This is a genomic window from Brevibacillus centrosporus (assembly GCF_046622605.1).
GTDB classification, from domain to species: Bacteria; Bacillota; Bacilli; order Brevibacillales; family Brevibacillaceae; genus Brevibacillus; species Brevibacillus centrosporus.
Map to the genome: position 1 here is coordinate 1,402,090 of NZ_CP176856.1, position 23,228 is coordinate 1,425,317.

A 23,228-nucleotide genomic window follows, 5' to 3' on the forward strand; every position below is an offset into this window, starting at 1 on the left:
GCTTTTCCAAGTATGAGTCTCCATCCAAGGTTTTCTCGATCTTGAAAATGCTTTTCTGCGGTTATGAGGACAACCCCCTTGTTCCCAAGAGTCGTCCGCTGGTGTAAACTAGCTGTGTGATGATAAAAAGAAAGCACTTTCATGCAGGAAAGGATGTACGTTCCCATGGCATCACCATACGTTACGTTTAACCGCGAGCAGTGGAGAGCTCTGCGGGCTTCCACGCCGCTAACCATATCTGACGAGGAACTAGCCTGTTTGCAGGGCGTGAACGAGAATATTTCCATGACAGAAGTAGCGGAGATCTACTTGCCTCTTTCACGCCTGCTCAATTTGCATGTAGGTGCCACTCAGGAGCTGTACCAGGCGACCCATATGTTTCTTGGGAATCAAGACGGGAAAGTCCCGTTTATTATCGGGATTGCCGGCAGCGTGGCTGTAGGCAAAAGCACGACTGCGCGGATTCTGCAAACGCTGCTGTCCCGCTGGCCAAACCATCCCAAGGTGGATCTCGTGACTACAGACGGTTTTTTGTATCCAAACCGTGTGCTGGAAGAGCGGGGGATCATGAAACGCAAAGGTTTCCCCGAAAGCTATGACTTGCGCAAGTTCATACGTTTCCTGTCCGATGTGAAGTCAGGGATTCCAGAAGTAAAAGCACCTGTATATTCTCATTTGGTTTACGATATTGTCCCTGACGAATGGCAAATGGTTCGCCAGCCCGACATCCTGATCGTCGAAGGCCTGAACGTGCTGCAGCCGCCAAGAGATACGGATAAAGATCAGCGCATCTCGGAAGTGATCGTTTCCGATTTCTTTGACTTTACGATTTACGTTCATGCCGATGAAAAAGATATTCGCCATTGGTACGTCGAGCGGTTCAAGCTGCTGCGGCAGACGGCGTTTTCCAATCCATCCTCCTACTTCCGCCGCTATGCGAGCCTCTCTGATGAAGAAGCTACGGAAGTCGCGACAGGCATCTGGCAAGAAATCAACGGAGCCAACCTCCGCCAAAATATTTTGCCAACCCGTGTCCGCGCGCAGCTGATTCTCGATAAGGGGCAGGATCATATGGTGCAGAGTGTAAAGCTTCGCAAGCTATAGAGGAGAGTGCGGATAGACGATGAAAATGATCAGTGCCTGCTTGATCGGCTGTGAGTGCCGTTACGATCAAAAGTCTTGCCGCGACCAGGAGCTGGAGCAGCTGCTGCGAGAAGGCAAGGTCATCCCGATATGTCCAGAGCAGCTGGGAGGATTGCCTACCCCTCGTCCACCAGCCGAGATCGTGGGAGGAGACGGCTTTGACGTATTGGACGGTAAAGCACGCATCGTCGATCAAAAAGGAAATGACGTAACGGAAGAATTTCTCGCTGGGGCACGCCAAGCTTTAAAGCTGGCTCAAACCGTGGGAGCCACGTCTGCGATTTTGAAAGAAAACAGTCCATCCTGTGGCAGCACGTTCGTATACGATGGGACGTTTTCTGGCAAAAAGGTGACGGGGACAGGTTTGACAGCAGCACTATTTCGCCGGCATGGCATCGAAGTACAGTCGGAGCAAACGCATGGGGAATAAAATCGAGCTGCCTTTCTAAAAGCGTGAAAAAGGGTCCACCTGGTGGTTTGTCCAGGTCTGGACCCTTTTTGTTTGATGCACTACACTACCCCTTGCGACTGTCAATCAGCGGAAGACAGTCCTTTCAAAACAGCACGGAGCCTGTCTAAATTTTGTTCGTTCGCTTCCTCGCATATGGGCTTGAGATTGTTGTAGTCCTCTGCGGTTTCGAAGGTTTGGCGGAAAGTAATCTCGGTCCCGCCGCTGACGTCCGAAAATGTGGCGGTCAGAATAAAGTGGGGTCTGGATTCGTGCCGGAGGACAATACGATCTTCGCTGACTTCGTGAAACACATTTCGATTTGGGAAGTTGGTCCCCTCCGGCCCGTGCATGGTGAACTCCCAGATGCCTCCTGGGCTGGCATCAAACGTATGAAAGGTGTTTGTGAAACCGTTTGGGCCCCACCACTGGGCGAGCAGTGCAGGCTCTGTCCAAGCCCTGTAGACGAGGCTGCGAGGGGCAGGCAGTGTCCGGCGAGACAGAAGCTCGAAGCGGTCGGGATGGCTTTCCCCGAGAGAGATGCCGAGAAGATCCAGCATTTCATGCGTGCCCTGTTCACGCTGCGCTGGAGTGTCGTGCCCATCGAAAAACACTCCTTGTTCGGTGAAAACCAGCTTCACGCCTTCAGCGGTGGGCATAAATTCGACAGTTGCGATGGAGACGGATATCCGGATATCCTCCTGGTCCAGGCTGTAGGTGTAGACGAGGCGTTCATTCGGCACGATTTCCTGGTAGAGAGCATCGAAGGTGAAGACAGGTCCACCTGGGGGACCCCCGCGGCTAACTTCACGGCCACCGACGCGGAAATCGAACTCCTCAGCTGGCTGAAACCAGCGAGCTTTGGCGTTTTGCTCCGACCACGCCGCAAAGACACGTTCCAAGGTAGCGCGGTACATCCGCTCAATTTTGAAAGTAGAGTGAGTGGTAAAGCGTTGGCTCATCCAAAAAACCTCCCTGTAGGAAAAGGCATCCCCATTATTTATCGTTCAGAAATTCGCCGAGCAAATCCAAATGGCTTTCCCAGTTTAACCGATGGTCGATGATGTACTTTTCTTGGCTTTGCTTCATCGATTCCAAGAGGGAAAGAAAGGCGTCAATGGAAAGCGGCTCTTGCTGGTTCATTTTTTCGGCTACACGCTCCAGCTCAGCCAGAAGCTTTTGCTGGATTTTCATATGCTTTCGGACGCGCTCAATTTGGATCGCAACGATTTCCGAAGAGCTATACGTCTGACCTTCCAGGACTCTTTTTATTTCTTCCAAGGATAATCCCAAATCTTTGAGAGACAGGATCTTCTGCAGCCGCTGGATATCCGCTTCATTATACATGCGATGACCTGAACCAGAATGCCCGGATGGTGAAAACAGGCCGATCTGATCGTAATAACGCAGAGTGCGGACAGTAAGTCCAGTCAAACTGGCAAGATCCCCGACTTTCCAATGCTGTTGCATAATCCACTCCTTTCAAGGCGCTAGCTGCTTACCGGTGACTTTAGCTTAAAACCTGACGTCGCGTAAGGTGCAAGAGGGTTTTTGAACGTGTAGGAATTTATAAGCGTTTTACGATTATGAATTCCGGAGCGCATGACGAAGTGCCTCAGCGTCCGATTCTGGCATTACTTCGGTAAAACTTTCCGCTAAAATGCGGTCGCTCTTCCTTGAACAGGCCTCGATAGAGGTTTTCTTATCTTTTTTTCAAAAAGGATTGACCTTAACGCCGCGTGAAGCCCTACGATGAAAAAGAAAAAACGTAGGGGGAATACCTTTGGACAAGGAACAATTGCAGACGCTCTATTTACAAGAAGAGTACTATTGGGGAAAAGAACCGAATCAGTTGGCTAAAAGCGTCCTAAATTATTACCAGGATGAACCTGTTCAAGGCAAACGCGCCGTAGACCTGGGGGCAGGAGAGGGAAGAGACAGCGTATTTCTCGCCAGACAAGGCTTTGCTGTAACGGCTATGGACTTTGCTCCTGCCGGTCTGGAGAAAGCCAAACGACTGGCAGTGGAAATGGGAACGACGCTCCATACGGTGGAAGGTGATATCAATCAATTTCTTCTTACGGAGCCTGTTGACCTGCTTTATTCGATAGGAGCCTTGCAATATATATATTTTCGCTGCCTTATTCTAGCAAGACTAGTGGCAGTTTTTATTTTCTGGCTTATACCGAATAATCCATTTTTGTGGGGGTCAAGCGCTTCCAGACGCGCTCATAATGACATTCATCACACCACCCCCTTCGCGAACATTTCCCGTAAGCCAAAACAAAGACGCGGCTTTCGCCACGTCTGTTTAAATCGTATATTTTATTCCCTTTTCCACTTTCCGTTATCCAAAACGAACTCAGTTGCACTGCTTACGCCATCACTCGATTGTTTAAGTACATACAGGCTTTCACCAGACCCATGCAGATAAATCTGAGGCATAGAATCGCCAGGTTGAAGAGTACGCATACTTGTCAACTCGTTAACTTCTTGGAATAGGTCTGCATCCAGCTCGAAAACTTGCTTCTTATCAATTTTGGTGTATTCAGACAGGTCGATTCCCGTATCTAGTGCGATGACATTAGTCGTTTGGAGGACGGCGTTTTCGAACTCTACCTCAGCTTTTTTAGCTTCCTTCGACTCCACAGTCTCTTCTAGTTTTTCTTTGGCAGCGAATGTCCAATCAGCCGGCTTATAGGTGACGGTATCATCTGTTTGGTCAAAATCTGCTACCGTACTTGTGCTACCCTTATATTCGTAATGATCTGTTAATACCTTCCACGTAGTTTTTGACCCATGATCCTCTGTATAAGAGCCATCAGCTCGGACAGTACCATCCCATAATCCAATGAACTTTGACCCCTTATACAGTCCCATTTCAGTATACAAAGTATTGCTAGAAACATTGTTATACGTCACTGCATTGAAATCCAGTGTGTAATCATCAGAAGTAGCGCTATCAATGGTGATATAGGATTCGGCTCGTGTGATAGCAGCTGAAGCATTGTTGAAGGCAAGTAGTAGTGCACCAAAACTTGTAAGAACCGCAAAAGCCGCAACCTTTTTCAACACTTATACATCATCTCCTATTATTGGGTTCATTTAGAATTATTCCACACAAAATATTAAATGGCAATAATTACAAATAAATTGGTAAAATATACACATTTTCTAATTTTAGGAGAAAATACCTTTGACACATCCAAGCAAATTATATATGTGTTTACATTTCTGGCGGTTTTTGATAAGTAAATAAAAAAAGATATTTTTTATACGTATCCAAGTAAATGCTGTATGTATTGATTCTATTGGTTTTATAGGTTATATCCCTCAAGTAGGTTTACAGGTAAGTTTGCAGGTAGTCTTACAGGTGGTTCTACAGGTCATCCCGAAAATCGGGCCAAACAATTCAAGCAGTGGCAGGAATGCACCGCGCCGGCCGGTTTGCATGTCCTGTTTGCCTTCACCCGGCATCCCGAGGTGGAGATCGCTCCGGACTGGGAAACTGTACAAACGGAAGAAATGATTTTCGATTGCCAATCGAGCGGAATCCCGCATCGTCATGCCGCGAGGATTCTCGTCTCGAGAAAATCATAGGAAATACGCAAGCTCTCCATTCTTTTGTCGGAGAGCTTTTTTTCCTTTTGTCCATCAAGTAATGTTACAGCCTGCTTACAAATCTTGCGACATCCTCCGCACGATCCTGAAGAGATTGCCAATCATGCCAGATCGACATGCCAAAATAGTAGGAAGCGAGGACAGGAAGGAAAAGAATGTTGGTATGGAAAAGATACTTGCGCAGGACCAACCAGCAGAGCCAAACGTATGACAGCATGATGACAGAAAAAACAATTTCATCCTCTTCGTTTGCCATGGAACGGATTTCTCTTTCCATCCTGGAAAACACATGCTGAACATCTTGATCATATTGCATTCGCTCCAACTTCTCGCTGGGGGTACCGAATGTGTACAGATCCCCTTTTCGGCCATCAATCACTTTGTCGAACTCGATCTGATACATGTACCCTGTAAACAGAGAACGCTGTGACCAAGCATCTTCATTGAATTGCCTGTTTTGATCCTTCACCGCATTCCATGTGACGAGTGCACCAATGAGATACAAAACGATAGCAGCCAATTGCCAATACGTTTTATTTTCGACCTGGACTTTTTGCAGGGGAAGCAATCTTATCAAATCCTTTGTAATTTTTACATATTATACCATATTACATTTTTTCGATCTTCCTTCTTTTGAAAAAGAAAGACTCTTTAAAAGGGGGATCACTGATGAGCGTAAATGCCTTATTGCACGAATAGAAATTCCTGAATCAAATTCTCTTCTCGATCGTTCGGAAAATGAAAAAGGATCAGGCGACGCAGTGGGCGTGGGAGCAGTATCTGTGTGAGCTGACTGTCGGGCATATCGTGGAGTCCAGTCCGCCAAAGCGGTTGTTTGAACGGCTCGGCTAAGGCTCTCGTACAACGAGATGCCGTGGATGGGCGGGAAGATCTGTGAGCGCTGTCCGTAGAAAAGCAGGGTACAGGCTTGTCTGGGGAAGCTGAGATAGTGGAGTCCACTGGAAAAATAATTGAACACGCCTTCGTGAGTGCGAAAAACAAGATCCATGACGCACATGCCTCCTTCGAAAATCATGAATTGACCTCGCCCGTTCCAACGAAATTGCCCCTAGCAGAATGCTGTCTGCATGCTACGATGGGGAAAAAGGGAGTGAACGACAGGATGTATACACCAGCACATTTTGAAGTAACACAGCGAGATGAGATGGTTGCTTTCATGCAGCAGCATCCGTTCGCCCTGCTGATTTCGGCAGGAGGCGGAGAGCCGGAAGCAACCCATATTCCTCTGGAGGTAGAGCAACGGGGCGAGGAGCTGTACCTGACAGGACATATTGCGCGCAACAACTCCATTGGCGACATGCTTGAGCAGGCAAAAGCTTCGGTCCTGGCTGTTTTTCAGGGAGCGCATGCGTACATATCTTCCTCTTGGTACAGCCAGCCAAACGTGCCGACCTGGAACTATATGGCGGTACACGCCTACGGACATGCACGGATCGTTCGCGAACAGGCGAAGATCACCGAGATGATGCAAGCGCTGCTGATCAAGTATGAGCAAGGGCAAGCAGCACCGGTCAAATGGGATGCCGTGCCGGAAAAGCTCATGGATGGTTTGCTCAAGGGGATCACTTGTTTTGAAATCAAGGTCGAGCGCATGGAGGCGAAATACAAGCTGAGCCAGAACCGCAGCCAGCAGGATCGATTGGCCATCATCTCCCGCTTGGAAACAGGCAGTGAAAAGGAACAGGAAGTCGCAGCCGCGATGCGCATGATCGAGCAGGCACAGGCAAATCGCGTATTTGTTACGAAAACATCTCAATAAAGCGCTTGGCCGCCTTGGACAGATGTCGTCCGGTTTGCCAGACCACAGCGGCAGACGATGTGATGGAGGTTCCGACGATCTCGATGGCGTGGATTTGCTCGCTGCGGTGCGTCTCCCATGCCGAACGAGGGACGATAGAGGCACCGACCTTGGCCGCGACCATGCTGACGATGAGGGAGATGTCAGGGCACTCGCAGATGACATGCGGCTCGACGCCAAGCCGGGAAAACTCCTTCACAATCAGATCGTAAATCCCGAGACCAGGGATGCTCGGCATGATGAGCGGGACCTCGGCGAGATCTCGCATGTGGATCTGCTGGAGGGAGGCGTGCGAGGTATCCGCTGGCACAATCAGCACGAACGATTCCTCTTCCAACGGAATCGTGGTGCAGTTCGTCAGGGAATGAGGCAAGCGCACGATGGCGACTTCGATCGTCCGACGCTCCAGCCATTGATTGAGCAGCTGGGTGTCGCCCTTCCAGACTTTGTAGGTAATGCGTGGATATCGTTGTTGAAACAGGCGGATTTGCTCAGGGAGGAAGTAGGCGGATAAAGCGCTGACACCAATGGACAGGCTCCCACGAATTCCTTCGCCTGTTTCTTTTACTTCAAAGAGCGCTTCTTCCATCTGATGAACGATGCTGAGCGCTTGCCGGTAAAGAATATGGCCAGCTTCCGTGAGCTCCATGCGCTTTCCGGAGCGTTCCACCAGTATGACACCCAGTTCCTCCTCCATTTGCTTGAGCTGCTGGCTTAAAGGCGGTTGAGCCATTTTGAGGCGCTTGGCAGCACCCGTAATCTGTCCTTCCTCCGCGATGGCAATAAAGTAGCGCAGCTGACGTATATCCATAGGTGTCCCTTCTTTCAACCAAATACATTACTATATGATTTCGATATGGAAAACAGAGTTACTGGATATTTTTCATATTGATCTCGCTATGATAGCATAATCTGCATCACATGACTTGTACAGTAAGAATTTATAAGATTCTTATCCAGTATAAGCGCAACTAAGGCTCCGCCAATAGACTTGGCGTAGCCAAGTTTTCTAAGAAAAGATACAACGGAAAGAAGGGACGATTTGTGCGTACGTGGATGGAGAATATTTTTCACCTGCGCGCTTGCGACACGACGATCAGACGAGAATTAATGGCTGGCTTTATCAGCTTTGTCACTATTGTCTACATTGTTGCCGTAAACGCTTCGATCTTGCAGGATGCGGGGATTCCTATGGAGGCAGGCATACTCGCTACCGTTTTCACTGCCTTTGCCGGGGCGCTGCTGATGGCCTTTTGGGCGAATGCGCCGATTGTACTGGTTCCTGGGATGGGGATCAATGCGTTGTTCACATATACGCTGTGCCATACGATGGGGCTCTCCTGGCAGGAAGCTTTGGCTGCGGTTTTTGTTTCGGGAATTTTGTTTGCCGTGATTGCATTCACCCGGGCTGCGACTGTACTCTCCCGCGCCATTCCAGCTTCCCTCAAAGAGGCCATTACAGTCGGGATTGGCCTGTTTCTCACCTTTATCGGTCTGCAAAAGGGTGGCTTGATTGTGACGAACCCGTCCACCTTTGTGGCATTGGGGGAGTTGTCCAGTCCGCATGTGATTGTAACACTGGCGACTCTGGTCATTACCTTGATTTTGTTTGTACGCAACGTGCCAGGTAACTTCCTGATCGGAATTGCGGCAGGTACCGGGCTTGGCTTTTTGTTTGGGATCGTTACGCCAGGCGGTGGCAGCTCGTTTTCCTTTGCCGAATACGCAAATGTCTTTTCCGGCTTCTCTTTTGGCGGAATTTGGACGCTGCCATTTTGGATCGCGACGTTTTCGCTGGCGATGGTCATCGTCTTTGAAAATATCGGGTTGATCCATGGACATACGGCGATGGCGGGACAGCCACAGAAGTTTCGCAGGGCGCTTCAGGCAAATGCTGTATCTGCGGCGTTGTCGGGAATGCTGGGAAGCAGCCCAACCGTAGCGACAGTCGAGAGTGCTGCCGGGATCGCTGCAGGCGGACGGACAGGGCTCACCTCGCTCGTGACAGGCACGCTTCTGCTGGGCTCACTGGGACTCATTCCGTTGGTGAAAATGATCCCGGATGGCGCCATCGCTCCGGTCCTGATCATCATCGGTGCATTGATGCTGCAAAACGTGCAAAACATCAATCTGAAGGACTTCTCAGAGGGCTTCCCCGCCTTTTTGATCATTGCGATCATCCCGTTGTCTTACAGCATTGTGGACGGTATCGCCTTTGGGTTTGTCGCGTACCCGCTCTTGAAGCTGGCTTTGGGCAAAAGAAGAGAGGTACCTGCTCTCATGTACGTCATTTCCGGGCTGTTCCTGCTCAATCTGGTATTGCCCGTCCTGACGTAGAAAAACCACTGGTGATTTCTTTCACCAGTGGTTTCTTTTGGGAGAACTAGCTGCGTACAGGCTGCACTTTTTCTTCGCTGCCTCGATACTTCTCGATGTCAGCAGGTGTTTTCGGGTATGGCTTTTGCAAAGTCTGATAGACAGCTGCCTTTGTAAGGTCGGCGGCATAGCATTCATCCACCTCAATGCCGGATTCCTTAAAGCCCTTGAGCATTTTCAGGAAGCCGAACATGCCGAGCGATCCGTTTTCCCGGACACGGCGCACTTCATCCAGATTCAGATAAACGATCGTGAAGGACTCGGAGTCGCCGAGCTCCTCGATAATTCTGCCCTCAGGGTCTACGGCTACCGAGTGGCCCATTCCGATTGGGTTCGGATGATTGATGCTGACGACAAAGCACTGATTTTCGATGGCACGGGTGATAGCGATCGGAAGGTTGTTTCTCGTTCCCCCGATCCAATCCCCTTGCAGGGTTGGCTTGATAATTACCTCCGCGCCCTTCAGCGCGAGATTGCGCGCAGCCTCGGGATAGTGACCATCTGCACAGATCATGAAGCCGACCTTGCCGATATTGGGAATCTCGTAGACAGGAAAATCGCTCCCGGGCTTTGATTGCTCGAGCGGATAAGGAATAAACACTTTTCTGTACTTCATGACGATCTCTCCCTCGGGAGAAATCAAAATGGCGGTATTGTAGGCTTCATCACTATTCTCAGCGCGTTCCTGCAAAGAGCCGGGGGCGAGCCATTTTTTATGCTGCTTGGCTTTTTCACAAAGCAAATCTGTCAGTGGTCCGGGGATGGTCTCTGCCATCTGCAGCCAGTTCACCGGGTCTAGACCGTTTAGGTACAATTCGGGAAAAGCGATCAGATCAACCGCCGGATTCATCCCGGCAATCGTATCGACATAATAGGCAAGCTTCTCGTAATTTTCTCGTTTTCGTGCCTCCAGATCAGGGTTTGTGCTAGGGGAAGCGATTTGAACCAGTGCCAGATTTAAATAGCTCATAGTGTCACTCCTCGTCGATAGGCTTACCTCCATTATGGAAAAACGGGTTTGCTTCGAACAATTACCCGATCGGGTAATCTTTTGTTCGAAGAAAATTTGCTATAATACAGGGACAGGGAAGATTTGTGGCTGGGAGTGATTCTTTATGGAAGCGTTCTCAAACAGGGATTACCAAAATGTGCTTGCTTTCATGGACGATATGGCTGGCTCTGTCGAAGATTTCCGCCATCGAGCTCTGCAGTCCTTTGAAAGACGCTTTGGCTTGTACAGGGCAAACTTTTGGATGGTCAATGAGCATGACGAGCTCATCCGGCCCGTCATGCACAATATCGATGACAACGCCATGGACAGCTACCTTTCCTCCTGCTACCAGCACGATATACTGATGCCGCACAAGGTTGTTCAACGCTTAGGTGATCACCATGTTCTGCGCATTCATGACGTGCTGTCTGAAAATGAGTACAAGGAAAGCGAATACTATCATGAGTTTATGTCTCGCCACAACTATTATCATCAGATGGTGGCCTACCTGATAAACGATGGGCAGATGCTCGGCAGTATCGCGTTTGTCCGTTCGCAAAAAGAAAGCCCGTTTCAAGAACGAGAGCGGATGTGCCTCGAGCTTATCGCCCGTTTCCTGAGCCGAAGCATGGCTCCCCTCATGCTTTCCAAACCGGAGGCTTCCGCCAAATCCGGACAGGAGAGGGAGTTGACCGCCAAGGAGCAGGAAGTGCTTGCGCTCGTGCAGAAAGGCTATGGAAACGAAGCGATCGCTGCGCGGTTGTTTGTCAGTATCAATACGGTGAAAAAGCATCTGCAAAGCATTTACCGCAAGTTTAACGTCACGAATCGTACGAGCTTGTGCTATAAAATACATGCGGAAAACAGTTGAAGCCCTCGCCACGGTTATGCACCGGCGAGGTTTTTCTCTTATTCAAGGAATCGGCTCATTTGTCACGAATTGGTTAAGAAAGAGAGGAGGCGTTCACTTGAGGATCTACGAGATGACCATACAGCTCCGTGTCGCCGATATGGAGAGGGGGCCACCTTCGCCGATCCCTGGGGGAATCGCATCGGCTTTTTTGAGTACCACGAAGACTTTGAAAAAGTGGAAAGATTGGCTAAGTTCGCATCAAGATGAAGCATCTGGTAAAAAGGGACAGGAACGGGTCAGGCTCCCATTCAATCATAGGCGAATAACTTGTTAAAAAAGAAAGGGTGTTCTCCGATGAATGGCTATTGGTACGGCCCTTATGCCTACGCTTCCTACCAACCGTTTATGCAGCACGATGACCACGGCCAAGAACAGGAACGGATGCAAACCGTTCTTCGACTTATCCAAGAAGCGATTGCTGGTGAACGACATGACGAGCTTTTTTACGACTATTTGCTCAGCGTTGCTCCTACCGAACAAGAAAAGCAGGTCATTACAGGGATCCGAAATGACGAGCGAAAGCACAATAGTTACTTCCGGCAAATTTACACGCAACTGACGGGCCAGCGTCCGCGGGTGAGTGAAGAGGGTGAAACCTTTCAGAAGCCAGCAAGCTATCTGGATGGGATTGAGCAAGCACTGATGGGTGAGTTGAAGGCGTTTGAGAAATATCGAGTGATTTACAAATACATTCCCGTTCAATATCGTGATACCATTTTCGAAATCATGACCGATGAGATGAAGCATGCCAGTTATTACAACTGGCTGTACGCGAAAAATAAATGATGGAGTCGTCCGTAACGGCAAATAGCTGTTACGGGCTTTTTTTGTTTTTTTGTTTTCTGGATCGATGAAGGATCAGGATTGCCAAGGCATATGAAAAAAAGTACAATGATGAAATGCCCAAAAAGGGCCGCGGTTCGTAAACTCCCGCGTTATCAAAACTAGGAGGCATTATCTATGTTTAATGTGCTGTTGGGAGTGGGATTTGCCCTGGTAAACTACGGGCTCTTTCTGCTCTGCTACCGCCTGTTCGGGAGAATGGGGTTGTATGCGTGGCTTGGAATGGCTACTGTGCTAGCCAATATTCAAGTTGTCAAAACGATCGAGATGTTCGGACTGGTGATGACGCTGGGAAACACGATTTATGCGTCGATCTATTTGACAAGCGATCTTTTGAATGAAAAATACGGCGAGAAGGCCGCCAAGAAAGTCGTCTGGTTTGGATTTTTTACCTTGATTGCGACGACGATCATCATGCAGCTTGTTCTGCTGTTCGAGCCGCAAGCATCGGATATTTCCCAGCCAGCCTTGAAAACGATATTCGGGCTCATGCCGCAAGTAGCTTTGGGAAGTCTGTGCGCGTATTTTATCAGTCAGTTCGTGGATGTGAAAATTTACTCCTGGCTGAAACGAAAGTGTCCCGGACGCAATCAGCTTTGGATTCGGAATAACGGCAGCACGCTGGTCAGTCAGCTGCTTGACTCCATCATTTTTTGCACCATTGCTTTTTGGGGCGTGTACCCGATGGATGTATGGTGGGAGATCCTGTTGACTACGTATTTGATCAAATTCCTCGTATCTGCGGCGTCGACGCCAATCCTGTATATCGCTCGCAATATGAAAGTACCCGAGGAGTAAGAGCAGCTCCGTTTGGGAGAAAAAGGCATGCAGGCCTCCTCGCAGGCAAGCATGCCTTTTTTATTGATATTCATATGGCGGATTGATCTATGGCGGCTCTAACTGGACAATTTAATTACTTAGGTATATAATGCTGCACGTGGAGCTGCCTCCGCTACGGGTCCCTATGAGCAAGCATGGGGAATGGATGAGCAGAACAAAGTAATTTTCGGTATATTCTAACAATAAAGGGAGGATGCGCCATGAGTTGGAGAAGAAATGCGAGAATCCTCTGGATCTGCAACTTTATCATTTCAGGCTCGATGAGTATGATTATGCCCTTTCTCCCACTGTTCCTGATGGATATGGGAGTGCCTCATGGGAAGGAAGTCAGTATGTGGACCGGGATGATTTTCTCGGCCACTTTTTTGTCTGCGGCGATTATGGCGCCGGTATGGGGGGCTGTAGCGGACAAATACGGCCAGAAGACAAATCTGGTAAGAGCAGGGATTGGGATGGGGATCATCAACATCCTGATGTTTTTCACCACGACTCCGTTGTATTTGCTCGTTTTGCGCTTTGTGTTCGGATTTTTCTCCGGCTTTATCACGGTATCTTACTCTTACTTATCGAAGACGACGCCGAGGGAGGAGCTAGGGAAGGCAATCGGTTTTCTTTATACGGGCGGAATGAGCGGCGGGATTATCGGACCGCTGTTTGGGGGGGCTCTGTCCGACTGGTTTGGCTATCATACCGTCTTTGCTGTCACGGGGGGCTTGATGATCATAACAGTGCTTCTGGTGCAGTGGCTTCTGCCTCCTGATCGGGTAGAGGTCGCAGCAGGGGAAGTAAGAAAAACAGGCACGTTTCGCGAAGTTTTGGCCAATCCCAATCTGACAATCCTGTTTTTTGCGACCTTTGCCATCCAGACAGCGACGATGAGCACCAGCTCCATGATGTCCATCTTTGTGCGATCGATTGTAGGTGATGTGAACAATCTGGCGTTTCTCGCGGGATTGGTCACCTCCGTTACAGGCATCGCGAACATCATCGGTTCTCCTATACTGGGGAGGCTGGGGGACAGGTTTGGTCAGAGCAAGATTCTCCCCATTATCATGTTTTGCACAGGGCTGGTCATTTTTCAACAGGTCTGGACAGATTCCATTTATCCGCTGTATGCCTGGAGATTTTGCCAAGGACTGTTGCTCGGGGGGATGCTTCCTTCGATTCAGACACTGATCAAAAAGCGTTCGCCTGACTTCATTTCGGGAAGGTCGTATGGTTTGAACTCAAGCTGCCAATTTCTCGGCAACTTGACAGGGCCTTTGATCGGCGGTTTTATCGCTGGTCATTTCTCGGTGTCGTATGTGTTTGTCTTTTCTGGTCTAGTCCTTATGCTGGGGTCGGCCATCGTAAAATGGAGAATCCCGCTTCGAGGAGAAAACAAAAAAGCAGCGTAAAGCCCCATCCGACAAGGATGGCGGCTTTTTTTTTGCGCTTTATTTTCTGGCAAATGAAAAAATGAGTTGTGTTTTGGATTCCACGTACGCTATAGTAAATACATAAAATTTAATAACTGATAATCAATTATCAAATATTGATAATGGTGCATGATCCGCTCATGTGCTAATCTGTTAGGAGGGAGATCACTAGAAGAAAGAAGGATACACATACCGATGAGCGCTGAAAAGACATTAGACATTTTGGATTTATTTGATTTTGATACAAGAGCGTTGAGCGTTCCGCAGATCGCTGACAAGCTGGGTCAGCCCCAGAGCTCTGTTTACCGTCATTTGCGGCTGCTGAAAGAAAAAGGCTACGTCATGGAATCGGCCAATGGCCACTACAGCTTGGGTTACCGCTTTTTGAAACTGGCGAAAATCGTTCGTTTGGACATGAACATATCCGCAATTGCGCAGCCGGTCATGAGACAGCTGACGAAAGATACGGGAGAGACGTCGATTCTTTTGGTTCACTCCAATCTGCAGGCAGTTTGCCTCGAGGCCGTCCCTTCGCATCAGCCGATCAAGGTTTCCTCGGAGCAAGGACAAATCGTCCCTCTGTATGGCGGCGCCTCTTCCAAAGCGCTGCTGGCCTATTTGGGAGACGAGGTCCTCGAAGGCTTGTTCGCTGAGGGACATGTCCGCAAGCACACCGATCAGACGATTACGGATCTGGCTGCCTTGCGAGCAGACCTCGTTGATATACGAGCAAAAGGCTATGCCTTCTCGGACGGCGAGATCGACGAAGGAGTCGTTTCCTACGGTGTACCCATCCTAGATTCCAATCAGCAAGTAGCCGCATCGCTGAGCATCGCGGGACCGCGTGACCGAATGCTCGAGAAGGACGGAAAAGAACTGGTTGCCATGCTGAAAGCAGCTGTGGAGTCGATCCAGCGCTATCTGTAAAGATAGGTGGGAGACATAATGGAGAAGTACGATTTGGTAGTACGAGGCAAGATTGTTGGCGAAGACCGCGTGATTTCGGGACAGATCGGGGTAAAGGATGGCAAGATCGCGACCATCCAGCCTGCGGGAGAGCAGCTTCAGGGAGACAAGGTACTCGATTTTGAAAACGCTTATGTGTTCCCAGGTACCATTGATGTGCACGTCCACTGTTTCAGTAATCCGAAAGAGGGCTTCATTCCGACAAGCATGTCCGCGGCAGCAGGAGGCATCACGACTTTTTTAGACATGCCCTACGACCTGCCGAATCCCATTTCCAATGTAGAAATCTTTGAAAAAAAGGTACAACAGCTCGAGAAAGAAGCCGTTGTCGACATCTGCTTGTGGGGAACGATCTCCAAAACAGGCGGTACCGAACAGATCGTGCCGCTTGCAGAAGCAGGAGCCGTTGCCTTTAAAATGTCGACCTTCGAGACGGATGCCTATCGCTTCCCGCGCATTCCCGATCCAGAGATCCTCAAGGCGATGCAGCTGATCGAACAGACAGGCTTGCGGGCAGCCTTCCACTCGGAAAACGACGAGATTATCGTAGATATGATCGATGAATACAAACAGGCGAACAAGGTATATCCAAAAGCGCACAACGAGACGCGCCCGCCTCTGACGGAGACGAGTGCTGTGCTCAAGCTGATGGAATTCGCGTACTGGACAGGCGTCAAGCTGCACATCGTCCATGTGAGCCATCCTCGTACCATCGATTTGATCAAGCAGTTCAAAGCTCAAGGCGTAAAAGTGACCTGCGAGACCTGCTACCCGTACCTGCTGCTGGATATAAACGCTCTGGATGAGTTTGGTCCAAAAGCGAAAAACAACCCGCCGCTGCGTCATCCGGAGGAAGTAGCAGGACTGTGGCAGCATCTGGAGGCAGGCGATATCGAGCTGATCTCCTCTGACCACGCACCGTGGGGAGCAGAGCATAAAGATCCAGGCAAAGACAACATTTTCAAAGCATCCTCTGGCATGCCGGGAGTAGAGATCATGACCCCGCTCATGTTTGACAGCACGGTAGCCAAAGGCACCATGACACCAGTACAGTTCGCGAAAGTAATGTCCCAGCACCCTGCCGAAGTATTCGGAATCCCGGGCAAAGGGAAAATCGCAGTCGGCTTCGATGCTGACTTCGCCGTGATCGATCCGGAAGCGACGTGGGTAATCGATGAAAACCAATTCCGTTCCCACTCCAAAATCTCTCCTTTCCACGGAAAAGAGGTAAAAGGCAAAATCATCCAAACGATCGTTCGCGGAACGAGTGTATACGATGGCGAGCAAGTAACGGTTGAGCCGGGCTTTGGCTCCTTTGTACCAGGGTCTGCCTATAAAGGGGCGCCTGTAGGGGGGAAACGCGGCCTATGATCAGCCGATTCACGCACATGCTAAGCGAGCTTCTGGACAAACGGATCGAGGACATCCCGCAAGCGACGAGAGAGCGGGCAACCTGGATGGTAGCAGACACGGTGTTTTCCTCCTGCTTCGGATTCGCCGCTCCAGAGCTGCAAGGGTATCTTGCGGTAGTAGGTGTGTCGCAAAAGGATGAGAAGCATTCGATTCCGGTGCTGGGTACAGGGCTGTACACGACGAAGGAGCACGCTGCGATGCTGTACGGTACGGCGATTGTGAGCAACGAGCTCGATGAAGGCAACCAGTTTGCCAAAGGACATCCCGCCGCTCACATGCTGGCACCCATTCTCATCACGGCGTGGGAAGAGAAAGCGACAGGGATGGAAATCCTACGTGCCTTTGTCATCGGCTACGAAGTCGCTTCTCGTTTGGCTTATGCCAGCAACATGAACGACGACATGCATCCGCACGGTACCTGGGGAAATGTCGGGGGCGCAGTTGCAGCAGGCTTGCTGATGAAAAAGGACAAACAGGCAATCGTAGAGGCTGCGCTCCTGACCGCTTCCCTGCCGATCGCTACTTCGTGGGAGGCAGCTGTCACCGGTATGACCGTCCGCAATCTGTATTCCGGTGTTGGGAGCTTTCTCGCCCTGCAGGCATGGACGTTCCAAGAGGCGGGCTTTTGCAGCAGTGAGCACGTCGTCGATCATCTGTGGGGAACGATCCTGTCCAAAGGAATCCGCTACGAGCTGTTCGAGTCGGATCTGTGGGCACCGCCTCTTTTGGACAAAAACTACTTCAAGCTGTACCCGTCCTGCCGCTTCTCGCATTCTGCGATCGATGCTCTGCTCGCTCTGCAAAAGGAAGAGAGGCTGGATGCTTCGCAGATCGCTTCGGCAAAAGTGGAGACCTATAGCTTGGCAGCACGCTTGAACGATCCAAACCCGGTGAACGCTTTGTCCGCGAAGTTCTCCATACCGTTCCTGCTATCGGCGATCCTGCATGGGCATTCTCTCTACGATTCGTTTGCGGGAGAGATTTTCTCCGATAGGTCTGTACGGGAATTGGCGCAGCGGATCGAGGTAACCGAAGACCCCGAAATGACGGCGATGCTGCCAAACAAGCGGGCTGCCCGCGTCACAGTCACCGACCATCAGGGAGTCACGTATCGCGCGTTTGTCGATGCGGCCTCCGGCAACTACGATCAGCCGTTTCCACGAGAAGAGCTGCTCGGCAAATTTGCCAGCATGCTGGCTGTGTGCGTCTGCAGCGGCGATCAAACGAACGAGATCATCGATCAAGCTCTAGCTTTGCCGGATGTGAACGATTTTGGTGAGTGGCTCGAGCGACTTGCCGCATCGACGGGAAAGAGGGGAGCTGGATCACAATGAAAGCGATGAAGATTAATCTGGAGCGCTTAAAACACAATTTGCTGGCTGTTGGCGCCATCGCGAATGCAGGCGAAAAAGGCTATACGCGACTGGCGTACTCCGCCGAAGAGAAGAAGGCGCTCGATTGGTTAAAAGAGAAACTGACTGATCAATCACTTACTGTCACACAAGACCGAGTGGGGAATGTCTTTGGCAGATGGGGGGATTCAGGAAAACCGGCGATTTCATTCGGCTCTCACCTGGATACCGTGCCCGAAGGCGGTTTGTACGACGGAGCGTTAGGCGTCATCGTCGGGCTGGAATGCTTGGAAACGATGCGCGAGAGTGGATGTGAGCCAAAAGTTCCTTTGGAGCTCATCGCCTTCGTCGGGGAAGAAGCCAACCTTCTCGGAGGAACCTTCGGAAGCAGGGCAGTAGCAGGCTTGGTGAAGAGCTCGGAGGATTTTGAGCAGGAGCTCGCACAAGTGGGCTTTTCCTGGGAGGATGTGCAGGCGGTAAAACGAAGCCGAGAAGACTATCTATGCTACGTAGAGCTGCACATCGAGCAAGGTGCTCTGCTGGAAACGAATGAAAAGAAAATCGGCATCGTGACTGCCATTGCGGGAATCCTGAGACTATCCGTAAAAGTGATGGGGAGAGCCAGCCATTCTGGTACAACGCCGATGCATTTGCGTAAAGACGCACTTGTGGATGCCGCTTGCTTGATCCAGGAGGTCAACCGTCTGGCTGTCGCTGCCAATAGCGATATCGTCGCGACCGTAGGGGAGATCTCCATTTCACCGAATCTGGCCAATGTCGTGCCTGGACAAGCCGACCTGATGATCGAAATCCGCGGTAGCCGCTGGGAAGAGATGAAAGGCATCGAAGCGCAGATTCGAGCATGGGCGAGCGATAAAATTGAGGCGCAGATCGAGATTGCAGTAGAAAAGCATCCGCAATCGCTGCCGAACTCCATGCAGGCGTGTATCGACGAAGCCAGCCAGAAGCGCGGCGAGTCGTACCAATACATGTTTAGCGGCGCTAATCACGACGCCAATTCAATGACTGCGCTTACCGATGTCGGGATGGTCTTTGTTCCTAGCAAAGACGGTGTGAGCCACCATCCAGAGGAGTACACCTCGTGGGAGGATATCGAGGCAGGCGCCAATGTCATGCTAGAAACACTGCAGCTGTTGATCGAGAAATATCAATAAGCTCGTGTAGAGGGAAGGTCGTATCACTCCTTGTTACAGATCGGTGGTACGGCCGCTCACTTCAGATACCCGCAACGAAAAAGGGGGCTTACTGCATGAAAGCATACTATCTGCTCGGAGTGCTGCCGTTTCTGGCTATTCTCGTGGGCACTGGTTTTGTCAATAAAGTGGAGCCATACGTATTCGGACTTCCATTCTTGATGTTTTGGTTCTTTTTCTGGACCGTCATGACAGCGGTCATCATGGGCATCATCTATAAGCTGGACCCGATCAATAAGCAAGAGGAGGAAGCCGAATGAATAGTGCGATGCTGATCATCTTCGGTGCGTTGCTGGTGAGCTTGCTTCTTGGCATCATGGCGCGCAGAGGGAAGGACATGGGGATGGAGCAGTGGGCGATTGGTGGCCGTGGCTTCGGCAGCTTGTTTGTCTTCCTGCTGCTTGCGGGTGAAACCTACTCAGTCTTTACCTTGCTCGGCACCAGCGGTCTTGCTTACTCGAAAGGGGCAGTCGGCTTTTATCTGATCGCCTTTACGACCCTGGGCGCGATGACCTCCTATTGGCTCTTGCCTCCGATCTGGAAATATGCCAAAAAGCATAATCTGGTGTCCCAATCGGAGTTCTTCGCCTCGAAATACGACAGCCCGATTTTGGGTGTGTTCGTAACGATCGTCGGGGTTGTAGCGCTGGTTCCTTATATTGTCCTCTTGTTTAAATCGATGGGGATTCTCGTATCCGCTACGTCCTATGGAGCGATATCTCCTAGTGTCGCGATTCTGATCGGGATGGTGGCGCTGGTGGTGTACGTGATGATTTCCGGTATTCACGGATCGGCATGGACATCTACCGTCAAAGATTTTCTCATTTTCTTTGTGATCCTGTTCCTCGGAATCTATTTGCCTATCCATTACCATGGCAGCATTCAACAAATGTTTGAAGCAGTGAATACAGCTAAAGAAGGCATTCTGACCTTCCCTGAAAAAGGCATGAGCCTAAGCTGGTTCATTTCAACAGTCGCGATCAGTGCGTTTGGCTATTTCATGTGGCCGCACAATGCGCCGACGATCTTTGCCGCCAAAAGTGCTCGAACCTTCCGAACCAATGCGATTCTACTTCCGCTGTATGCCCTGATGATCCTGTTTGTTTACTTCGTCGGATTCACCGCGATTGTGGAAGTACCGGGCTTGGTGGGGGCAGATGGCGACTACGCCCTGCTGAAGCTATCGATGAAGACCTTTGATCCTTGGTTTGTCGGTATCATCGGTGCGACAGGTCTGTTGTCCACGCTGGTACCAGGCTCCATGATGCTGATGTCGACGGCAACCATGCTAACCAAGAATGTATACGGTTACATTCGACCGCAGGCAGAGGAAAAGAATTCGGCAAAGGTAGCCAAAGTGTTTGTCGTTCTCTTGTCTCTCGTATGTGGAGGAATGGCTCTCGGCGAGAACAACACACTGGCAACGCTGTACCTCACGTCCTTCTCGCTCGTGACACAGCTCGCACCCGCTCTTTATTGCAGCTTGATGAAACGCAATGCCATTACCAAGCAGGGCGCGTTTTTGGGGATTTTCTTTGGGGTAGGGATCGTGGTCTACATGACCTTTACCAAAACGACGATGGCGATGCTGTTCGCAGGAATGCCGCAGTGGATTCAGGATTTGAACAACGGGGTATTCGCCCTGGTGGTCAATATTATCGTGATGCTGGTGGCGAGCCTCGCTACGAGAAAAGTAACAGAGCCGGGACAGATGACGGTTTCGGAAACAACGAAGTAAAGACTGACCGAATAGCGAAAAGACGGGCTACAGAGATGTCTCTGCCCGTCTTTTTCGTTTTCTCCTCGATTATCCGAGGCGAGCCATACCCATTGCTTTTTCCACGCGATGAAGCACTTTGTTTGCTGTTTCGCTCGCCTTTTCGGCACCTTTTGTGAGGATATCGTCCAGCTCGGAGGTCTGGATCAGCTGATTGTAGCGGTCTTGGATCGGACGCAGGGTCTCTACCACGACTTCAGCCAGATCGCCTTTGAAAGCGCCGTAGCCTTTTCCTTCGTACATCGACGCGATCTCTTCCAGCGACTTGCCAGAGCAAAGCGAGTAGATGGTCATCAGGTTCGATACGGCAGGCTTTTCGGCTTTGTCGTAGCGTACCGCGCTGTCAGAGTCGGTCTGCGCGCGCTTGATCTTTTTCGTGATGGTATCCGGGTCATCCAGCATGGAGATGAATCCGCCTACGTTGGAGTCGGATTTGCTCATTTTCTTCGTGCCGTCTTGCAGGGACATGATGCGTGCGCCTGTTTCCGGCAAGCGAATTTCGGGGATCTTGAAGACTTCGCTGTAGCGGTTGTTGAAACGGGTCGCTAGGTCGCGGGTCAGCTCCAGATGCTGCTTTTGGTCTTCGCCAACCGGCACGAAGTCGGTGTCGTACAAAAGAATGTCTGCTGCCATCAGAGGCGGGTAAGCCAAGAGACCGCCAGGAATAGATTCACCGCGCCCGTCGGATTTGTCTTTGAACTGGGTCATGCGCTCAAGCTCGCCGAGGTAGGAGGTGCAGAGCATGATCCAGCCCAGCTTGGCATGAGCAGGCACTTCGGATTGGATGAACAGGGTCACCTTTTCAGGATCGAGGCCGACAGCCAGATAGAGGGCAGCCAGGCGACGGATGTTTTCGCGCAGAACGGCAGGGTCTTGCGGAACCGTGATCGCATGCTGGTCCACGATGCAGTAGAAGCAATTGAATTCTTCCTGGAGGGGTACGAAATGCTTCATGGCGCCCAGGTAGTTGCCCAAGGTCAGAATACCGCTGGGCTGAATGCCGGAGAAAATGGTTTTCATAGTGGTGAAGCTCCTTTCTTGTTTCCCATAGTCGTTTGGAGAAAAGCTCACATAAATACAAAAAGGTCCATCCGCCCTGGACAGGGACGAATGAACCGTGGTGCCACCCTTGTTATTTCACGCACACAAAAAGTCATGCGCAAAATCTCTTAACCCGTACCTATGATACGGTGTCCGATGATAACGTACGGACGAATACGCCAGAGCCTACTGTCGCCAGCAAAAAAGCGGGTTCGGTCTGGAGCTCGGAAGCCCATTCAACATCCACTTGACACTGATTCGCACCAACCATCAGCTCTCTGAAGTCTCATCAAATGCCTACTCTTCTTCCTCATTGCCATCAAATGTTTCCCTTTGAGCAATCATTTTACCTAGTGATTTTGAAAAAAGCAAGGGGTACTTGACTGGTGATCCAGAAAATGTAAAACTAACTTTAGAGTTATATAACTTCGGAGTTACTTTTTGAGGTGAACCCATGACACAAGCGAAAGTCGGAAAAGGAGAGATGAGCCGTGCGCGCCTGTTGCAAGCAGCGGCATCCGAATTTGCTGCCAAGGGCTACCATCGCACGCGAGTCAGTGACATCGTTCGCCGGGCTGGTTTGACGCAGGCAGCGTTTTACTTGTATTTCGAAAGCAAGGAATTGCTCTATCAGGAGCTCATGGATCGTTTTTTCAAAAAGCTTTGGGAGCTATCCGATGCGGGACGCAAAGTAACACCGCTGAAATCGCACGAGGTGCAAAGCAGATTGAAGGAAAATCTGCTGGACTTGTTTCGCTTTTTCATGGAAATGCCAGAGCTGACCACCATCGTATTGACTCAGGCAGCGGAGGGGGAAGACTTGCATCGCAAGCTGGCTGGGATCGTAGCCGACAATCTGCGGAGCAATCAGGAGGCAGGTCATGTGAAGGCGAATTTGTCTGTCGAGGTAACAGCTGAGTCCATCGTGGCGATGCTGTATCGGCTAACCATTCGCTTTTTGCTGACCGGAGAAAAGACGGCGGAGCAGCTCGCAGATGAAGCCGTGGCTCTGCTGGCGGGCGGTATGCTTCAAGCCTAATCCGAATCAAGCAT

At 50.4% G+C, this 23,228-nt stretch carries 23 protein-coding genes and 1 other annotated feature; of the genes, 16 read left to right on the plus strand and 7 right to left on the minus strand.

Features of this window, described 5'->3' with window-relative positions:
• Positions 1-165 precede the first annotated feature (165 nt).
• The gene (gene coaA / locus ACLIN2_RS07475) at positions 166-1,104 is read left to right on the plus strand and encodes a type I pantothenate kinase (RefSeq protein WP_246011056.1); all 939 of its coding nucleotides are present in this window, start codon (positions 166-168) and stop codon (positions 1,102-1,104) included.
• Between the two features lie 19 nt (positions 1,105-1,123).
• Positions 1,124-1,573, plus strand: coding sequence for a DUF523 domain-containing protein (locus tag ACLIN2_RS07480; RefSeq protein WP_092266181.1), 450 nt, complete (start codon positions 1,124-1,126; stop codon positions 1,571-1,573).
• Between the two features lie 101 nt (positions 1,574-1,674).
• Here ACLIN2_RS07480 and ACLIN2_RS07485 read toward each other — a convergent pair whose 3' ends face one another.
• Both ACLIN2_RS07485 and ACLIN2_RS07490 read right to left on the minus strand, forming a co-directional pair.
• Positions 1,675-2,553 (minus strand): SRPBCC family protein, encoded by an 879-nt coding sequence (locus tag ACLIN2_RS07485; RefSeq protein ID WP_411503667.1) that lies wholly within the window; start codon positions 2,551-2,553, stop codon positions 1,675-1,677.
• A gap of 34 nt (positions 2,554-2,587) precedes the next feature.
• On the minus strand, positions 2,588-3,061 hold the full coding sequence (locus tag ACLIN2_RS07490; protein WP_310229010.1) for a MerR family transcriptional regulator: 474 nt from the start codon (positions 3,059-3,061) through the stop codon (positions 2,588-2,590).
• Between the two features lie 313 nt (positions 3,062-3,374).
• Here ACLIN2_RS07490 and ACLIN2_RS07495 point away from each other — a divergent pair, with 313 nt between their 5' ends.
• Positions 3,375-4,025, plus strand: coding sequence for a class I SAM-dependent methyltransferase (locus tag ACLIN2_RS07495; RefSeq protein WP_310229008.1), 651 nt, complete (start codon positions 3,375-3,377; stop codon positions 4,023-4,025).
• On the opposite strand, the gene ACLIN2_RS07500 is transcribed toward ACLIN2_RS07495, so the two are convergent.
• On the minus strand, positions 3,917-4,666 hold the full coding sequence (locus ACLIN2_RS07500) for a hypothetical protein (RefSeq protein ID WP_411503668.1): 750 nt from the start codon (positions 4,664-4,666) through the stop codon (positions 3,917-3,919). The genes ACLIN2_RS07495 and ACLIN2_RS07500 overlap by 109 nt on opposite strands.
• 589 nt (positions 4,667-5,255) lie before the next feature.
• Complete coding sequence (locus tag ACLIN2_RS07505; RefSeq protein WP_411503669.1) at positions 5,256-5,780, minus strand: hypothetical protein; 525 nt, start codon at positions 5,778-5,780, stop codon at positions 5,256-5,258.
• A gap of 555 nt (positions 5,781-6,335) precedes the next feature.
• On the opposite strand from ACLIN2_RS07505, the gene ACLIN2_RS07510 reads away from it, so the two are divergent.
• Entirely contained in the window at positions 6,336-6,992 is a 657-nt protein-coding gene (locus ACLIN2_RS07510; protein ID WP_411503670.1) for an FMN-binding negative transcriptional regulator, read from the plus strand.
• Here ACLIN2_RS07510 and ACLIN2_RS07515 read toward each other — a convergent pair.
• The gene (locus ACLIN2_RS07515; RefSeq protein WP_411503671.1) at positions 6,973-7,842 is read right to left on the minus strand and encodes a LysR family transcriptional regulator; all 870 of its coding nucleotides are present in this window, start codon (positions 7,840-7,842) and stop codon (positions 6,973-6,975) included. The genes ACLIN2_RS07510 and ACLIN2_RS07515 overlap by 20 nt on opposite strands.
• 245 nt (positions 7,843-8,087) lie before the next feature.
• Between ACLIN2_RS07515 and ACLIN2_RS07520 the strand changes: the two genes are divergently transcribed.
• The gene (locus tag ACLIN2_RS07520) at positions 8,088-9,368 is read left to right on the plus strand and encodes an NCS2 family permease (RefSeq protein ID WP_411504521.1); all 1,281 of its coding nucleotides are present in this window, start codon (positions 8,088-8,090) and stop codon (positions 9,366-9,368) included.
• 46 nt (positions 9,369-9,414) lie between these two features.
• Here ACLIN2_RS07520 and ACLIN2_RS07525 read toward each other — a convergent pair whose 3' ends face one another.
• On the minus strand, positions 9,415-10,377 hold the full coding sequence (locus tag ACLIN2_RS07525) for a carbon-nitrogen hydrolase family protein (RefSeq protein ID WP_170184375.1): 963 nt from the start codon (positions 10,375-10,377) through the stop codon (positions 9,415-9,417).
• A 145-nt stretch (positions 10,378-10,522) separates the two neighbouring features.
• On the opposite strand from ACLIN2_RS07525, the gene ACLIN2_RS07530 reads away from it, so the two are divergent.
• The 10 genes from ACLIN2_RS07530 (at position 10,523) to ACLIN2_RS07575 (ending at position 21,095) form a co-directional block, all read left to right on the plus strand.
• On the plus strand, positions 10,523-11,269 hold the full coding sequence (locus ACLIN2_RS07530; protein ID WP_411503672.1) for a helix-turn-helix transcriptional regulator: 747 nt from the start codon (positions 10,523-10,525) through the stop codon (positions 11,267-11,269).
• A 336-nt stretch (positions 11,270-11,605) separates the two neighbouring features.
• Complete coding sequence (locus tag ACLIN2_RS07535) at positions 11,606-12,097, plus strand: ferritin-like domain-containing protein (protein WP_092266170.1); 492 nt, start codon at positions 11,606-11,608, stop codon at positions 12,095-12,097.
• 174 nt (positions 12,098-12,271) lie between these two features.
• Complete coding sequence (locus tag ACLIN2_RS07540; protein WP_122924298.1) at positions 12,272-12,952, plus strand: queuosine precursor transporter; 681 nt, start codon at positions 12,272-12,274, stop codon at positions 12,950-12,952.
• Between the two features lie 242 nt (positions 12,953-13,194).
• The gene (locus tag ACLIN2_RS07545) at positions 13,195-14,391 is read left to right on the plus strand and encodes an MFS transporter (RefSeq protein ID WP_122959738.1); all 1,197 of its coding nucleotides are present in this window, start codon (positions 13,195-13,197) and stop codon (positions 14,389-14,391) included.
• A 216-nt stretch (positions 14,392-14,607) separates the two neighbouring features.
• On the plus strand, positions 14,608-15,339 hold the full coding sequence (locus ACLIN2_RS07550) for an IclR family transcriptional regulator (protein WP_301171715.1): 732 nt from the start codon (positions 14,608-14,610) through the stop codon (positions 15,337-15,339).
• An 18-nt stretch (positions 15,340-15,357) separates the two neighbouring features.
• Positions 15,358-16,749 (plus strand): dihydroorotase, encoded by a 1,392-nt coding sequence (locus ACLIN2_RS07555; RefSeq protein WP_411503673.1) that lies wholly within the window; start codon positions 15,358-15,360, stop codon positions 16,747-16,749.
• Positions 16,746-18,125, plus strand: coding sequence for an MmgE/PrpD family protein (locus ACLIN2_RS07560; protein WP_411503674.1), 1,380 nt, complete (start codon positions 16,746-16,748; stop codon positions 18,123-18,125). Before ACLIN2_RS07555 ends, ACLIN2_RS07560 begins: the two co-directional genes overlap by 4 nt.
• Positions 18,122-19,318, plus strand: a complete 1,197-nt coding sequence (locus ACLIN2_RS07565; RefSeq protein ID WP_411503675.1) for a Zn-dependent hydrolase — start codon at positions 18,122-18,124, stop codon at positions 19,316-19,318. Before ACLIN2_RS07560 ends, ACLIN2_RS07565 begins: the two co-directional genes overlap by 4 nt.
• A gap of 95 nt (positions 19,319-19,413) precedes the next feature.
• Positions 19,414-19,617: a DUF3311 domain-containing protein gene (locus ACLIN2_RS07570; protein WP_122924304.1), complete on the plus strand. Its 204-nt coding sequence runs from the start codon at positions 19,414-19,416 to the stop codon at positions 19,615-19,617.
• Complete coding sequence (locus ACLIN2_RS07575) at positions 19,614-21,095, plus strand: sodium:solute symporter family protein (protein ID WP_310228992.1); 1,482 nt, start codon at positions 19,614-19,616, stop codon at positions 21,093-21,095. Before ACLIN2_RS07570 ends, ACLIN2_RS07575 begins: the two co-directional genes overlap by 4 nt.
• Positions 21,096-21,164: 69 nt before the next feature.
• Here ACLIN2_RS07575 and trpS read toward each other — a convergent pair whose 3' ends face one another.
• On the minus strand, positions 21,165-22,154 hold the full coding sequence (gene trpS, locus ACLIN2_RS07580; protein WP_122959734.1) for a tryptophan--tRNA ligase: 990 nt from the start codon (positions 22,152-22,154) through the stop codon (positions 21,165-21,167).
• 79 nt (positions 22,155-22,233) lie between these two features.
• Positions 22,234-22,498 (minus strand) — a binding site (T-box leader).
• 131 nt (positions 22,499-22,629) lie between these two features.
• Here trpS and ACLIN2_RS07585 point away from each other — a divergent pair.
• Complete coding sequence (locus tag ACLIN2_RS07585) at positions 22,630-23,214, plus strand: TetR/AcrR family transcriptional regulator (RefSeq protein ID WP_411503676.1); 585 nt, start codon at positions 22,630-22,632, stop codon at positions 23,212-23,214.
• Positions 23,215-23,228 lie beyond the last annotated feature (14 nt).